Origin of the sequence: uncultured Thiodictyon sp., assembly GCF_903828115.1 — a bacterium.
Lineage (GTDB): Bacteria > Pseudomonadota > Gammaproteobacteria > Chromatiales > Chromatiaceae > Thiodictyon.
Genome location: NZ_CAIKKU010000040.1, coordinates 1 through 15252, shown reverse-complemented (window position 1 = coordinate 15252; position 15252 = coordinate 1). Strand labels below are relative to the sequence as shown.

General features: G+C 69.9%; 11 protein-coding genes. 3 read left to right on the top strand and 8 right to left on the bottom strand.

What is annotated here, in order from left to right; genetic code table 11:
• Window positions 1–446: 446 nt before the first annotated feature.
• The gene (locus QZY48_RS01465; protein WP_295426766.1) at window positions 447–1637 is read left to right on the top strand and encodes a glucose-6-phosphate dehydrogenase (NADP(+)); all 1191 of its coding nucleotides are present in this window, start codon (window positions 447–449) and stop codon (window positions 1635–1637) included.
• Here the strand turns inward: QZY48_RS01465 and QZY48_RS01460 are convergent.
• From QZY48_RS01460 to QZY48_RS01425, 8 genes are all read right to left on the bottom strand, one after another.
• Complete coding sequence (locus QZY48_RS01460; protein WP_295426763.1) at window positions 1616–2506, bottom strand: formate/nitrite transporter family protein; 891 nt, start codon at window positions 2504–2506, stop codon at window positions 1616–1618. The two genes, QZY48_RS01465 and QZY48_RS01460, sit on opposite strands and share 22 nt — an antisense overlap.
• 747 nt (window positions 2507–3253) lie before the next feature.
• Complete coding sequence (locus tag QZY48_RS01455) at window positions 3254–3463, bottom strand: hypothetical protein (RefSeq protein WP_295426760.1); 210 nt, start codon at window positions 3461–3463, stop codon at window positions 3254–3256.
• 206 nt (window positions 3464–3669) lie between these two features.
• On the bottom strand, window positions 3670–6858 hold the full coding sequence (locus tag QZY48_RS01450; RefSeq protein ID WP_295426757.1) for a DEAD/DEAH box helicase: 3189 nt from the start codon (window positions 6856–6858) through the stop codon (window positions 3670–3672).
• Between the two features lie 126 nt (window positions 6859–6984).
• Window positions 6985–7125, bottom strand: a complete 141-nt coding sequence (locus QZY48_RS01445; RefSeq protein ID WP_295426754.1) for a hypothetical protein — start codon at window positions 7123–7125, stop codon at window positions 6985–6987.
• The gene (locus QZY48_RS01440) at window positions 7122–7364 is read right to left on the bottom strand and encodes a hypothetical protein (RefSeq protein ID WP_216644623.1); all 243 of its coding nucleotides are present in this window, start codon (window positions 7362–7364) and stop codon (window positions 7122–7124) included. Before QZY48_RS01440 ends, QZY48_RS01445 begins: the two co-directional genes overlap by 4 nt.
• Before the next feature lie 233 nt (window positions 7365–7597).
• Window positions 7598–8380, bottom strand: a complete 783-nt coding sequence (locus tag QZY48_RS01435) for a hypothetical protein (RefSeq protein ID WP_295426749.1) — start codon at window positions 8378–8380, stop codon at window positions 7598–7600.
• Window positions 8377–9732, bottom strand: a complete 1356-nt coding sequence (locus QZY48_RS01430) for an AAA family ATPase (RefSeq protein ID WP_295426746.1) — start codon at window positions 9730–9732, stop codon at window positions 8377–8379. Before QZY48_RS01430 ends, QZY48_RS01435 begins: the two co-directional genes overlap by 4 nt.
• 100 nt (window positions 9733–9832) lie before the next feature.
• Window positions 9833–14278 carry a right-handed parallel beta-helix repeat-containing protein gene (locus QZY48_RS01425; RefSeq protein ID WP_295426743.1) on the bottom strand — a complete coding sequence of 1482 codons (4446 nt, stop codon included), beginning with the start codon at window positions 14276–14278 and terminating at the stop codon, window positions 9833–9835.
• Window positions 14279–14517: 239 nt separating this feature from the next.
• Here QZY48_RS01425 and QZY48_RS01420 point away from each other — a divergent pair, with 239 nt between their 5' ends.
• Both QZY48_RS01420 and QZY48_RS01415 read left to right on the top strand, forming a co-directional pair.
• Window positions 14518–14808 carry a DUF1778 domain-containing protein gene (locus QZY48_RS01420; RefSeq protein WP_295426741.1) on the top strand — a complete coding sequence of 97 codons (291 nt, stop codon included), beginning with the start codon at window positions 14518–14520 and terminating at the stop codon, window positions 14806–14808.
• A partial coding sequence (locus tag QZY48_RS01415; protein WP_295426737.1) for a GNAT family N-acetyltransferase occupies window positions 14793–15252 on the top strand: 460 nt, incomplete at its 3' end. The genes QZY48_RS01420 and QZY48_RS01415, both read left to right, overlap by 16 nt.

The window sequence follows — 15252 nt, the reverse complement described above, 5'->3', positions numbered from 1 at the left end:
GCTTGTCCCCACGGTCGCTCGCGACATTCACGCTTTGTCCACACGGAGTCCGCCCCCACGAACCTCGCCGCCCGCTCCCCGATGGACGCACCGTGACACCGGGGGTACCCATACCAGGCCCAGCCCGAGCACTGCAAACCTCGTCGGAGGCTGGAGACTGTTCACGTAGCGATGAGGCCAATTTACGGATCGGAGGCAAATCGGACTTGCGCTTGAACAGAGTATCTACGGGTGCCTCCGCGCCCGCAGGGTCCGCTGTGCGGACCGGGCGCCGCCGGCCGGAACGGCGGTCAAGGTCGGCGGTACGTCGGTCCACTGAAATAGAAGGCATCCGGCGGCGGCCTTGCTATCCGCCGACCAGGCATAACCTTGAACCTCCAGGGACGACAGGCAGGCCCAAGCAGTCGAGGGCGCCACCGCAAGGCCCACACCAATCAGGTGAGACGATGATAAGCGAACCCCCTTCCGACGCCCTGGTGTTCTTCGGCGCCACCGGCGACCTGGCCTTCAAGAAGATCTTTCCGTCCCTGCTGGCGATGGTGAAGCGCGACCACCTGAAGGTGCCGGTCATCGGCGTGGCCAAGGCCGGCTGGGGGCTGGATCAGTTCCGGGCGCGGGCGCGCGCCAGCCTCGAGCACCAGGGTCCGGTCGATGAACCGGCCTTCGAGCGGCTCTGCGCGCTGCTCGGCTATGTGGACGGCGACTATGGCGACCCGGCGACCTTCCAGTCGATCCGGCAGGCGCTCGGCAATGCGCGGCGGCCGACCCATTACCTGGCGATCCCGCCCTCGGCCTTCGGGCTGGTGGTCGAGCAGTTGGCGCGGGCCGGCTGCACCGTCGGCGCGCGGGTGGTGGTGGAGAAGCCGTTCGGACGCGATCTGGACTCGGCGCGCGAACTCAACCGCATCCTGCTCGGGGCCTTCGACGAGCGCCACATTTACCGCATCGACCACTTCCTGGGCAAGCGCTCGGTGCACAACATGCTGTTCTTTCGCTTCCAGAACGCCTTCATGGAGCCGATCTGGAACCGCAATTATGTCGAGAGCGTGCAGATCACCATGGCCGAAGACTTCGGCGTCCAGGGCCGCGGCGCCTTCTATGAACAGGTCGGCACGGTGCGCGACGTGATCCAGAACCACCTGTTCCAGATCCTCTCCAACCTGACCATGGAGCCCCCGATCCGGACCGACAGCGAGTCGGTCCGTGACGAGAAGGCCAAGGTCCTGAAGGCGATCCCGACCCTGAGCCCGGCGGACCTGATCCGTGGCCAATTCCGCGGCTACCGGCAGGAGCCCGGGGTGGCGCCGGACTCGCGGGTAGAGACCTTCGCCGCGCTGCGCCTCTTCGTCGACTCCTGGCGCTGGCAGGGCGTCCCCTTCTACATCCGGGCCGGGAAGGCGCTGCCGGTGACCTGCACCGAGGTCCTGGCGCGCCTGCGCCGACCGCCGAATCTGTTCCCGACCTGCCAGGCCCCGCCCAACCACCTGCGCTTCCGCATCGGCCCGGACCACGCCACGGCGCTCGGCGTCACCGTCATGGACCCGGCCGAGACCCAGGTTGGCGAGATCGCCGAACTGGTATCGGCAATTGCGCGTCCCGGTACCAGGCCGCGTATTCATCTGGGGAGATATTTGTAGATCACCCAATACGCCATCCCCACAAAGACCCCCCCGCCGACGATATTGCCGAGTGAGACGAAAGGCAGCGTGGCGACGAGGAAATTCCACCAGGTCAGCGCGTCCAGGTGTGGCACATGGTCGGCGACACCCGCGACGAAGGCCGGGTCCCACCAGGCGAGCAGGAGCGCATAGGGCAGGAAGAACATGTTGGCGACGCAGTGCTCGAAGCCGGCGGCGACGAACATCGCAATCGGCAGCGTCAGGGCGGCGATCTTGCCGCCGATGGTGCGGGTGGTGAGTGCCACCCAGATGGCGATACAGACGAGCACATTGCACATGATGCCGCGAAAGAAGGCCTCGCCCGGGGCCAAGGCCGCCTTGGCGGCGGCAATCTTGAGCGCGGCGGCCCCCAGCTCGCCGTCGGCGGCGGTATAGACACCGGTCAGGATCAGCAGCACGGCCGTACCCAGGGCCCCGACGAAGTTGCCGGCGAAGACGAGCCCCCAGTTGCGCAGCATCCGGCGCAGCGTCACCTTGCGGCTGGCATAGGCCATGACGATGAGGATGTTCCCGGTAAAGAGCTCCGCGCCCCCGGCAATGACCAACACCAGCCCCATGGAGAAGGCGATCCCCTTCATGAACTGGATACCGCCCCACCAGACACCCGCGGAGCCGGTGGACACGATGATGGCAAAATAGGCCCCGAGCGCAATGAAGGCGCCGGCCATGATCCCAAGCACGAAGGTCGTGAGCGGCGGATTGTTCGCCTTCTTGACCCCGGTGTCTTCGCTCAGTTCCTCGACCTCCCGCGATAAGCGGTCATCGAAGCCGGCCGGCACCAGCGCGACGGCGTTGGCGAAGCGGTCAGGCGGTAAAGCGTCAGACATGACGGCCATCCCGCTCCACTGGAGCCGCTGGCCGAAGATCATAGGAAAACAGATATTTCATATGGTTGAGAGACACGACCAACACCCTTTAGTTGCGACCGACCCAATGAACCACCCGCCGACAACCGATGCCGACAGTTCGGCCGCGCCGGACGGAGAAAATACAGAGAGCGACAGGTAACGGAAGAAAAACGCGACTACCAACGGACGGCGTCCGGATTCGATGTCAGCCACTCGCAAGACGACAGACAAGGCCGAAGACGCGCGGCGCCAGCCTTGATTATCGCTCCCGCCGCCGGGCGTTCCCACACTGACGGTCGAGGCTTTACCGAGCAAGTCGCGCAGCGACGCTGTGGGAGCGGCTTTAGCCGCGACGAGGCCTTGTCGCGGCTAACGGCCATGAGGGGTTGTCCGTCACCCCCGAAATATGAAAGCCCCCGGCGGGAGCGGCTTTCACCGTAACCCGACTGACGCGATTCTTCTCTGCGTCTCTGCGCCTCTGCGTGAGATTCTTTAAGAGGTCTCACGCAGAGGCGCAGAGGCGCAGAGGTGGTGCCCCGCGACGCTCGGGTAACCCGCAAGGCCTCGTCGCGGCTGAAGCCGCTCCCACAAGGTCCCCGCCGGACTTTCAGGGACCTCCTCCTGGCGGCCGGAACAGCGATCAACCTAAATCCGGCAGCTGTTCAATGCGTTCCTTCAGCAACAGATTCAACAGCGCTGCTTCGCTGACCCCTCGTTGGTCTGCCGTCAGTCGCACTCCGCTTCGCTGGCATAGAGCCCACCCATGTCATACTCGTCGAACACGCATTCCACTACACTGTAGGGTGGACCGACCCAATTACGGGGGTCTCCTTCCAGTTTGATCGCGCAGAGCGTGCGGGTGCCGATATCGGTACAGCGCCAGCGGCCGGTGGCCGTCCAAAACTCGCACCCGATGGAAAAGTCGGTCAGCAGCATGGCCATTGAGATTGGAAGGTCAACCGCCTCGCGGCGAGATCAGGCGGGAGGATAGCCCGGGTGCGGCCGGCGGGCAAGGTCACGGGGCTGACGGGTCGGCCTTGATCATTGTCCCGGCCACCCCGTTTGTCGCGTGGTGGATGGTCCGCACAGCGGACCCTACGGGGCGACGCGTCGCGGCCGGGGCCGCGACGACGGTAGTGGAATCAGGCCGACCCACTGCCCTCGACGAACGCCGCCGTCTCCGCCGCCAGGGTGCGTAAGAGCCCATCCGGCACCCCATCGGCCCCTTGGCCGAGGGCCAGCGCCCGCATCAAGAGCCCCGCCTCCTCCTGGGTCAGGGCGCCCCGCGGCAGGGCCTCGGCGAAGACCCAGACGCCGGCCTGGGCGGGCGGCGGCGCGCTCTCCTGGCCGGCACGCAGCGCGGCGGCGGCCAGCAGGGCGGCGACCAGCAGGTCCATGGCGGCGGCGGGGCAGGCCTGGCCGATGAGGACCTCGGCGCCGTGGAGTTTTTCCCGCGCCTGGCGCAGCAGGCGGGGTTCGGCGTGCACCGGGGTGCCGGCCGCGGCGGCCTGGTCCGCATCGAACAGGGTGCGCGCCGCGGCCACCGGGGAGGCGGCGCCCAGGCGGTTCAGGCCGCCCAGGGTGCGGCGGTCGATGAGTGCGACCGGGACCGGGCCGGGGATGGCGGCGGCGGCACGGTCGGCCAGGTCGTCGACCTGATCGAGCACGACCAACAGGCCGCCGCCGGTACCCAGGATGCGCTCGATGCGCGCCCCGAAGGCGGACTGGACGGCGAGGATGGCGTCGCGGACCTCCTGCTCGACCTCGTCGAGCGGCGACTCCGCCAGGGGTTGCGCGACGGCGCGCGGTGCGGGGGCGGGCTCGGCCCCGGGGGTCGGCTCCGCCGACGCGGCGGTCTCGGCCAGACCCTCGGTCGCTGCATCGAGGATCGCGGCCCCGTCCACGCCGGCCCCCTCGCCCGCCGGCTCGGTCTCCGCCTCGGCCTTGCCCGCCACCTGGCCGGGATTCTCCGCCAGGTCCTGCGCCAGGACCTCCAACAGCTTGCGCGACACCCCCGCCACGTCCTCGGTGGCATTCGGGTCCACCACATTGTCGAACAGGTTGCGCTTGCCGCCGACCAGCTCCAGCACCCGGCACTCATAGGAGTCCGCGGCGACCAGGAGCAGGATCTGCACCCGCTGGGTCTGACCCAGGCGGTGGATGCGCCCGATACGCTGGTCCAGCACGGCCGGGTTCCAGGGGATGTCCAGGTTGATCAGCACCGAGGCCGCCTGGAGGTTGAGCCCCACCCCCCCGGCGTCGGTAGAGATGAAGACCTGGGTGGCGGGGTCGTCGCGGAAGCGGTCGATGAGTGCGCCGCGCTTGTCCGTGGGTACACCGCCGTGCAGGCGCACGTAGCCCAGGCCCATGGCCCGCACCCGCGCCTCGACCATACGGGTCATCTGCTCCCACTGGGAGAAGATCACGGCCTTCTGCCCGGACTGGAGACAGAGGTCATCGAGCAGATTCACGAGTTCGTCGAGCTTGGGCGAGCCCTGCGTCTCCTTGTCCACCAGACCGGCCGCGTCGCAGGCCATGCGCGCCTGTTGCAGGGCGGAAAGCAGACGCTTCTGCTCGGACGGGGTGAGCGGGCGGCGCTGGGCGATCTGGGCGATGAGACGGGCGCTGCGCAAGGCAGCGTCGTGCAGTTCCACCTGGGCGGCATCCATGGGGATATCGAGCCGGCTCTCGATGCGCTCCGGGAGCTGGTCGCGCACCAGTTGGCGGTCGCGCCGCAGCATCACCGGGGCCAGGCGACGACGCAGTTCCGAGAGGTTGCGGTAACCCAGCACCTTGCCGCGCTCGTCCGTGATATGAAAATCGACCAGATAGCGCCACAGCGGCCCCAGCACCCGGTGGTCCACCACCTGCATCAGGCTGTAGAGGTCCTCCAGGCGGTTCTCCAGCGGGGTGCCGGTGAGGACGAAGGCGTAGCGCGACGGGATCCGCTTGACCGCGGCGGCGAGCTTGGTGCGCCAGTTCTTGATCCGCTGCGCCTCGTCCAGGATCACGAGATCCGGGCGCAGCGTCTCGTTGATGACCGAGACATCGCGCAGGACCAGTTCATAGTTGAGGATGAAAAAGCCGCGGCCCTCGCGGTACTGCACCGCCCGCCCGGCCGCCGGCCCGCCCACCACCCGCGTCTCCTGGCCGGTGAAGCGCTGGATCTCGCGCGCCCACTGTGCCTTGAGCGAGGCCGGGCAGATCACCAGGACCCGTTCGACCTCGGCGCGCTGGCGCAGCCAGGCCGCGGCGGCAATCGCCTGGAGGGTCTTGCCGAGCCCCATGTCGTCGGCCAGCAGGGCGCGACCGCGGGCGACCAGGAAGGCGACACCGTCCACCTGATAGGGATAGAGCCGGGCCGTCACCCCCGGCAGCCGCCCGCCCCCGGCGCGGATCGACTCGCCCAGCGTGCGCGCCCGCTCGCCCTGGGCCGCCTGCTCCGCCAGGCGCCGGGCATAGTCCAGGGCGTCGGCGCCCAGGTCGATGTCCGGGCGGCCGGCGAGTTGATCGGCCAGGCGCAGGAAGTCCTCGGGCAGGCGCCGGCAGAAGGCGCCGGCCGCGTCGAAGTGGACGTCCAGCAGGTGCGCGAGGTCCTCGTCCAGGGCCGGTGCCCGATGCAGCCGGATACGCGGACCCGGGTCCGACTCCCAGTCGAGCCAGATAAAGGGCGTAGGCGGCGCCTGCTCCTTGAGCCGCCCGAAGTCACGGCGCTTGCCGATACGGTGCAGCACCGCCTCGATGTGCTTGCAGGTGCCGAGCTGATTGCTCGCAAAATCCGGGCAGGTACAGTAATTGGCCCGCTGCGTGAGCGAGCGCACATGCACCCGATAGCCGACCGGCACATGGGTGGACGAGGTGATGGAGCGGGCGCGCCAGGCGCCGAAGGCCAGATCGCCGGAGACGGGCTCCACCGCGACCTCGGTGCGTCCGCGCTTGATCCGCTCATTGATGGCGCCCTCCGCCGCGCCCACCAGTTCCCGCGCCCCGGTGCTGCGGTCCGCCCAGGCGAACAGCGCCGCCAACGCATGGACGCAGGGCGGTCCGGGCTCGGCCGGGCAGGCGCAGTGGGTCGCCAGCCGGCCCGTCGCGTCGAAGCTCAGTTCCAGGGCCACCTGCTCCTCGGTCCCCGCGTCCTCCACCGTGGCCCAGAGGCAGGCCCCATCGCGGTCGACCGCCACCACCCGGGTCTCCTTGAAGTGGCGCAGCCCGGCACGGACCAGTTCGGCCGGGGCCAGGGCCTCCAGGCCCTCCTGGTCGAACAGGAAGGGGTCCGGGTCCGCGGGCCGGTTGGATTGGGGGTCCGCGGCGGGGGCTTCGGTTGGGCTCATGGGCGTGGGGCGGGCGGGTTGGGGAGGCGGGATCTTACCAGCAGCGGGGGCCGCCCTGGGCACTGCGCGTAGGTCCCTACAGTCCTGGGTCTGAAGAGGTCGGAGCCCGCGGGCGCGTCTGCCCCTTCAGCCACGCGATGACGGCATCATCACCGCGGATTCCAGCAGGCCGGGGTCGCGCGTCCCGGGGAAGCCCCCTTCCGTGGCGATGCTGTCCGCGTGCAGGTCGAGGACGTTGCGCAGCGAGAGAAAGAGCGGTGCGCTCACTCGTCCCCGGGACCCGCGGCCAGATTGCGCAGGGTCTGGCCGTAGCGCTCGCGCATCTTGGCCAGCGACCTCTTCAGTTGCGCCTTGGGCACGCCCATCGGAACCGGCGTGACCACCAGGGTGTTGCCCGTGACGGTGACTTGCAGCGGCGTGTCCTGGTCGATGCCCATGGCGTCCATGGTCGCCTGGTCGATGGGCAGGACCTGCCCCCGGCCCTGACGGCGTAGTGTCGTGATCACGAGGATTGGCCCTCCGCAATGGTTATCCTGAGGATTGTAACCTGACTTCGCGACGAGGAAAGGGCCGGATCAGGGCGGGTGCGATCACAACCGACCGGGGCCGGCTGCATCCTCGATCGATGGGCACAGCACGGTGCGCCCATCCAAGCCTGAAACCCAGCCCCCCCGACAAAGCGCGCTGCCTCAGCGCGCGCGCCGAGCCGTCACTCGGCGCCCCATATCCCGGAGGCAGGTCAGCCCTTGTCGCTACGTGACCGGTTACGAATCATATCGCGAATCCCTTCCAACTTGCGGACCTCCCGCTCCAGAGCCTGTTCGACGGCGAAGCAGAAAGGAGTGAGTTGGGTGTCCTGACCCGCGTCCAGCCGAGCCCCGTCTGCACGCAGTTGTTGCAACAGGCGCTTTGCCTCTGCCCGTCTGATTCCTTTCAGCTTGCCTTGTATCTCTGCACGCCGAAGGGCGGTCAGCGCGCCGTTGTCCAAACAAAGCCGTTTGATCGTCTCCAAGGCGGCGGTATCATCTGCGTTGGCAGGGGAGATCCTGCCGAATCGGCTGAATCTGAAGCGCTCGGAACAGCCCGCGGTCAGCGGCGAGACGAACAACTGATCGTCGGCGGCGCGCGGCCAAGACCCCTTGGCCCTGGCCCCATAAGGCAACTCGTATCGGCAGTTCGCCGGCGGCCAGCACGCAACAAGATTGCGATAGTCGGCGTCTTCACCGTAGACTGCACCGTCGAGATCACGGCAGCGCTCCTGGGACTTGAGGTGCTCGCAATGGAATCCAACCCTTCTGCGACAACCCCCACCCTCGTCGTTCAGCCACAACCGATGGCCGGTATAGGCACAGATACCACCCTGTTCCGCGAACAAGGCGTCCTCGACGGCAGTGATAGCGGCCGTGTCGCGCCGCAACTCCGCGTAGCTGCAATCCATACCCGCCGGCTTATTGGCTGCCAACCGCGCCTGGCGCCATCGGGTCAACGCGTCGGGCTGCGGGCGCTTTACGATGGTCCTCAACGGTCGGCCCCATCGCCTTCGGGGACCTCTGCCAGCCGCTCAAGCCGGTCCAGATAGCTCTCCAGTTCCACCAGCGAAGAGGTATCGCCATCGATCAGCAAACGCAGTTCTTCGATGCACTCACGGGCCATAATCAAGTCGGCCTGGTCCAGGGCATCCTCAACACACTCCTTGAGATGGCGCGCCTGCGTTGTCTCTGAGGCGGCGCCTTCCATGACGTGGTCCAGTATCCAGTTGGAATCGGCACCGCGGGCGACCGTGGGCAATTGGGGGTATCCATCGCGCAGCAGCCGCACCTCCTCGCGGCTCAACTCACCGATGATCTGCGGTGAATGGGTCGTGCAGACGAATTGCAGCGACGGGAAGGTCCGCTTCAAATCGGCGGCGACGCGACGCTGCCATTTCGGGTGCAGATGCAGGTCCAGTTCGTCGATCAGTACGATGCCCGGCGTCTGCGCGAGCGCCGCGGCGCCCAGGTGCGGGTTCAGCATTGCCGCCTTGGTGGCGAGGTCGCCGACCATCGCGAGCATCGAGCGTTGACCGTCGCTCAAGTTATTGAACGGCTGCATTCCGCCCCCACCGAAGTCGATGACGACCTCGCCGATCAGCGGATCGAAATGCAGCCCGGATGCACCGGCGATACAGGATGAGACCGCACGCTGCACTGCAACATAGGCATCGCTTGCCTTCCCGCCCTGCTGGAAGGCGATCCAGGACTGCCGGGCGATCCACCGGACGAAACTCATGGCGCTCAAACGCTGGTCGATACTCAGGTCATAACCGGCCAGCCGTGACATCGCCGACTTATCGGTCAACGGATCGGCATCGAGCACGCGCGCCTGATCGCGCGGCATATCGCACAGCCGACAGATGCCATAATGAGCGATCAGCGGCAACAGGACATCGCGCTGCTTGGCCTCCCTGGTGAGCCCTTGAGCAAGATCACTCAGGGCCTTGGCTTCGCGATAGCTGGTCCTGCCCGGCCACCCATTCAATGTGCGTCGCCAACTCAATGCCTGGCCCAGCACGGAACCGCCGGCCCAGACGGCACAAGGGAAATTCTCTTCCCACGAATACCCGGCACCACGCGCGATGTCATTTCCGTCGGCGCGCACCTCAGTGCCGATCCCGGCAGGTCGCGCACTGACCCTGACCTCATGCCGACGGATCGGGCGACTGACCCGGCCATCGACGCCGAGCAGCCAACTACCCGCCGCGACGGCGAGCCCATCCAGGATGCTGGTCTTGCCGGAGCCGTTGTCGCCGACGAACAGCGTGAACTGCGGATGCAGGTCGAAGGTTTGCTGCTCGAAGCACTTGAAGTTGGTTAGGGTCAGTTGGTGGATGTGCATGGTCGTCAATGGCTCGGCGGGTGGATTTGGTGTTTCTATTTGCCGTCTGACTCGGCCTACAGCTTTGACGGGGCGGAAAACGTCATGCCCCCCGCGCCTGTCACCCGGCGGCACCCGCTCCCGCCCGCAACCGGATCTCGTCCATGATGCGGGTCGCCGGCAGGTGCGGCCCCAGGGCCAGCCCCTCCAGGTCGATCCGGCCCATGGCGTCCACCCGCTCCCGTACCGAACGCCGCGCCGCCTCGCCGACCGCCAGCACGGCCCCCAGGCGGTCGATGAACCCCGGGTCCGCCATCAGGGCGGCGGCCAGGGGGTTGTCCGCGGGTTCGGGTCCGGGCGGCGGGATGAGGGGCGGCAGCGGGTCCGGCGGGACGGGCGCGGGGTCCGGCGCGGCCGGGACCAGGCGGCGGTGCAGCCGGATGAGTTGGCGCCCGATGGCCGCCAGGTCCGGGGCCGGCGTCGGCGGGGCACCTGGCTCCAGCGCCCGGCGGCGGTGCCGCAGCGCCAGGGCGGCGAGGGCCACCACCACCAGGTCGGGCCGCTGGGCATAGCGCCGGGCGATGGCGAGCACCGCCGCCTCATCCGGCGCCGCGGCCAGGGCGGACAGGACCCGGCCGCCGGGGTCCAGGCAGCGGGTGCGCAGCAGGTCCTTGACGGACGCGGGCAGCCGTGACCAGTCCTGGCGCAGGCGCTGCTCCAGGAGGGCGGCGGCGGGGGCACGCTCCAGGGTCCTCAGCACCTCCGCCATGATCCGGCACTCGGCGAGGAACCCGGCACGCACGCCCGGCGCCGCGCCCGTAGCCGGGGCAGGCCCGCCCTCCAGGGCCGCCGCCAGGTCAGCGAGCAGGTCGGTGAGGCGCGCCCGCCCGGCGGTCTCGCCCGGGTGCGCCTGCTCCAGCCGCGCCAGCCCCCCAAGGTAGGCGCAATAGAGCCGGGCGCCGTCGGCCCGCAACCCGGCCTCATCCACCCCCTCACCGCGCGGTCCGGGCCAGAGCCCGGCCGGCGGCGGCGCGTCCAGGGCCTCGCCCAGGGCCTGCCAGGCGAGATCCAGGGTCAGGCCCAGGCTGTCAGCCAGGTCGACGCCCGCGGCCGCGGCGGCGGCGCCCCAGGCCAGGCGCTCCGCGAGCAGATAGAGGGCCGCCTCCAGGTGCAGCGGCAGTTCCAGGCCGCGCGCCGCGGGCCGCCCGGCGCCGCGTCCGTCCGGACCCGCGGGGGCGAAACCGCACCGCTCCAGGTCCAAATCCCGCCACAGCGGCGCCCCGAGCGGCTCGCCGGTCAGGGACTCGATGCAGCGCAGCAGGTTATAGAGTTCCCCGCTGCCCGTCAGGCGCGCCAGATAGGCCGTCGCCCCCGGGCCGATCCAGCCGCGCAGGGCCGCCGCCACCTGGACGCGCCGGCCGGACTGACCGATCAGCCGATCCCAGGTGGGCGGCCGTCCGCTGGTGCGTTCCGTCAGGATGCCCGGGCCCGGCGCAGCGCGCGCAAAGACCTCGCGGACCGCGTCGTCGTCGCACCGGCCCTGGTGCCCGGGTCCGTCGAAGAGGGCGCGGTAGGGGCGCTCCTCCCGCAGCCAGTCGGTCCCGTACTGGTGCCAGTCTTTCACCGCCTGGCGGGTCAGGATCAACTGCACCGCCGGGGTCGAGCCGACCACCAGGACCGGGAGCAGGTCCAGTGGCGTCCAGCCGGGGTGCGCCAGGGCGTTGGCCCAGGTCTCGCGGTCCGCGTCGTCACCGGCGCAGCCCAGGACCTCGGCCAACTGGTTCAAGGCCACCCGCTCCCCGCCCGGCGGCCCGGCGTCCGGCGCCGGGGACTCCCGCGGCGCATCCGGGTGTACAACAACGACCGGGGGCGGGAAGATCGCCGCCGAGGCGGTGTCCTGCGCCACCAGGGCGCGGTCCCAGGGGGAGGCCGCACCGGGCGCCGCGGCCTCGCCCAGGACCTGGCACAGCCAGGCCGCGGGCAGACTGGAGAGGTCGCCCACCTGGGTCAGCACCAGGAGGCCCTGGCCGCGCCGCCGCAGGCCGGGGAGTGCCCGCAACCAGTCCAGGTCCGCCGCATCCAGGGCGCCCTGACCGCGCAGCACCAAGAGCGCCAGATCCGGGCGCCCCAAGGGGCCGCCGAAGAGCCGGTGCCGCAGCCAGCGCCGGCCGGCGGCCTGCTCCAGACGGTCAAGGAAGGCACCCAGGCGGCGGCCCAGGGGGCTCTCCACCAGCCGCCGGGGCAGGCCGACGAAGCGGTCCAGCAGGTCGTCCCAGGCCTGCTCCGCGATCATCCCGGAGCCCGGAAAGCGCAGCCGCAGTGCGCGGGGCAGGAACCGGTTGAGCGTCTCCACCCAGGCCCAGAGGGCGAGGACGAGCATGAGGAACCCGCCCGCCTGCTTCTCCCAGTCGAGCCCACGCCAGCCGGCCCAGAGGGCGTCCGCCAGGGCCGCCAACCGCTCCGGCGCCCCGGCGAGGGCTGGCCCAGGTCCGGGCGCGGCCGGTCCCTTGCCGTCGAGCAGGATACCCAAGGCATCGACGCCGGTCTGGTCGGCCAGGGTCCAGACCAGCAGGGCGCCGAGCCCCAGGGCCAGCGCCAGGAGCACCAGGGCCGTGCCCGCCCGCAGCCACCAGATCTCGCGCCACTGCTCGGTCCCGCGCGGCCCGCCCAGACCGGTGAGGGGCCGGACCAGTGCCCCCGCCAGGGTGCCGACCCACCGCAGCCCACGCCGTAGCGCACCGCCCTCCTCCGCCGGCGGCCAGGGCTGCCTGGGGGCGAGCATGGCCCGCTCCAGGTGAGCGCGCAGACCCTCACCCGTCCGGCCGGTCGCGTCCAGTTCCAGCAGGCTCAGGCGCGGCGGTCGGTCCCGGACCTTCGCGGCCGGGGCGGACCCCGCCTGCCGCGCGATCCGGGTCAGGCTGCGCAGGCGCTCCGGTGCCGTGCGGCGCAGCCTGGCCAGCTCCGACTCCAGCGCGGCGGCGTCCGCGCAGACCAGGGCCAGCGACCAGCAGGGGGCCTCCCCCGCGAGCCAGGCGCGGGCCAAGGCGGCGAAGAAGGGCGACAGCGGCAGACTGACCGGGACGGTCCGCGGCAGGTCCGCCGCCCCGTCGGCGGGCCCCGGCGGCAGGGCGGAGAGCCGCCGCAACTCGATCCGGTGGTCGTCCGGCCGCTCGGGCACCCGATCGAGCCGATAGACCTGGGCCTCGGTCGCCCCCGCCTCGCCCGTGGGCACCGCGTCGGCCGGACCGGTTTCGGGCGCGGACCCGGCGGCGGCCGGTCCCGGGGGTCGGGGGCCGAACCAGAAGCGGGTGAAGCAGTCGGCGCAGCCGCTCATCAAAAAGTCCGCCAGGGCCTCCGGGTCTCCGCCGCCCCCGGCGGGCGCGTCCGGCACGGCGGCCAGGGCCTCCACCAGGGCCAGGTCCAGCCGCCTGCCGCGGCGCCGGGCCGCCGACTCCGCCGGGTCCGGCGGTTCGGTGTCATGGCGGCCCTGCGTGACCGCGGAGTCCGCCACCGGGCGGAAGAAGTTCCAGGCGTCCCAACGCTGCCCGGCGATCCCGTTGCCGCCCCGGTTGCCCCAGCAGCGATTGCCCTCGCAGTGACCGTTCGCGGCCAGGAAGGCGATGCCGGACTCCAGGTTGTGGTCGCAGTGGTTGTCGCTCAGGTCGGCTTCGCTTGGGGGCAAGGAGTCGCTGGCGCGCCGCAGGCCGATGCCGGAGCCGCCGTTGGACCAGCAGTCGTTGCCCTGTGCGCGGCCCTGGGAGGAGAGAAAGCCGATCCCATCCATCTGGTTGTCGTGGCAGCGGTTGGCCGTCAGGCTCGCCTTGCTCGGGTGGTCCGCGGAGTTCTGGTCGTGGTGAACGCAGATGCCGTGTAAGCCATTCCCCCAGCAGTCGTTGCCCTCGGCGCGGCCCTGGGAGGAGAAAAAGACGATGCCACCCAGCTGGTTGTCGTGACAGCGGTTGGCTCTCAGGTCCACCTGGCTCGGATCGCCCGCGGACTTCTGGTCGCGCGCAAGGCGGATGCCAATGCGCCGATTCGCACAGCAGTCGTTGCCCTCGACGCGGCCCCGGGACGAGTGGAAGATGATGCCGCTTCGGCACCCCGACACCCGGCAGTCCGCGACCCGCACCCCCCGGGAGCGACGGACCGCGACACCGTGCCGGTGATCCCCGCCACCGCTCAGGGTGCAGCCGGTCACCCCCACCCCGGTGCAGTCCGCGAGCAGGATCAGGGCCTCATAGCCCCACTCAGGCGCCGGTTCCGGATGCAACCCCGCCTCGACCTCGATCGCGAGCCCCTCCACCGCGGCCCCGGCCACCCCCGTCAGAGTCAGGGCCGACCCCGCCCCGGCCCAGATCAGGCGCGCCCCCGGGTCCCCGGCCAGGGTCACGCCGGCCGGGACCGCGAGCGGCGTGGTGCCCCGGTAGTCCCCCGCCCCCAGGCGCACCAGCACGCCCGCCCCGGGCGCGGCCCCGGCGCGCACGGCGGCGCGGGCGAGGGCCGCGGCGATGCCGTCCCAGCCCTGCGCCGCCGTGCACTCGATTACGTCCGGCCCTTGGTCAGCCACCTGCCATCCCCCGTTCGCCGCCCCTGATGAACGGGGGCCAGGATAACCGGGCGCGGCCCGGGGGGCGAGCGGCGGCGGGTCTTAAGGTGAACTCCGGATGACTTTGAACCCAGACCACAGACCGGAGGTCGAGTTTTCGGAAATCGCCTTTGCGGGACATGCTTCCGCTGGTCTCAGGTATCCGTGGCGACAATGTCGTTACGCAACTGCTAGTATCGGATCAACCGGGAGGAAACACCATGCCGACAGTCCAAGAACCAGCCGCCAAGCGCCAGACGCTCAACCTGCGCATCAAACCCGAGGAACGCGAGTTGATCGATCGTGCCGCCCGTGCCAGCGGTAAGAACCGCACCGAGTTCATCCTCGATGCCACCCGCCGGGCCGCCGAGGATGCGCTGCTCGACCAAGCCCTGCTGCGCGTCGGCGCCGAGGCCTTCGCCGCCTTCCAGGCACGGCTCGATGCCCCACCGCAACCCAATGAACGACTGCGCAAGACCATGCAGAGTGTGCCGCCATGGGAGACGGCGTGACGCTCGGCGCGCCGCAACCGCTGGCCGCCACACATGACTGCACCGGGTTCGCTATGCCCGATCCGATCCCCGTGGTCGTGCTGGCCCGTCTGGCCGTCCATCGTTCCTGGCAGGGAAATGGGCTCGGCCGGGCCCTGATGCAGGATGCCGGACAGCGGATTGTCGGCGCCGCGGACAGCATCGGCATCCGTGGCGTGCTCGTGCAGGCCCTCGACGATGCCGCCAAGGGGTTCTATGAGCGCCTTGGCTTCGACCCCTCACCGCTCGACCCGATGGCACTGATGATCACCCTGGGCGACCTTAGGGCTTGTAACTGTCGGCTTAAATCTTCGCTAATCTCCTATTTTCTGTCGTTATCTGGGCTTGGAATTGACTTTGATCCTGGTTCAAGTATGCTTTCGGGCAGTCGCCACGCGCTGCGGGGAGACTCTAAACGCACGGAAG

What these genes read in the sequence shown, in the direction of transcription:
- QZY48_RS01450 (WP_295426757.1), bottom strand. Translation starts at nt 6,858, where the DNA reads ATGAGCCCAACCGAAGCCCCCGCCGCGGACCCCCAATCCAACCGGCCC.
- QZY48_RS01455 (WP_295426760.1), bottom strand. Translation starts at nt 3,463, where the DNA reads ATGCTGCTGACCGACTTTTCCATCGGGTGCGAGTTTTGGACGGCCACC.
- QZY48_RS01460 (WP_295426763.1), bottom strand. Translation starts at nt 2,506, where the DNA reads ATGTCTGACGCTTTACCGCCTGACCGCTTCGCCAACGCCGTCGCGCTG.
- QZY48_RS01430 (WP_295426746.1), bottom strand. Translation starts at nt 9,732, where the DNA reads ATGCACATCCACCAACTGACCCTAACCAACTTCAAGTGCTTCGAGCAG.
- QZY48_RS01420 (WP_295426741.1), top strand. Translation starts at nt 14,518, where the DNA reads ATGCCGACAGTCCAAGAACCAGCCGCCAAGCGCCAGACGCTCAACCTG.
- QZY48_RS01465 (WP_295426766.1), top strand. Translation starts at nt 447, where the DNA reads ATGATAAGCGAACCCCCTTCCGACGCCCTGGTGTTCTTCGGCGCCACC.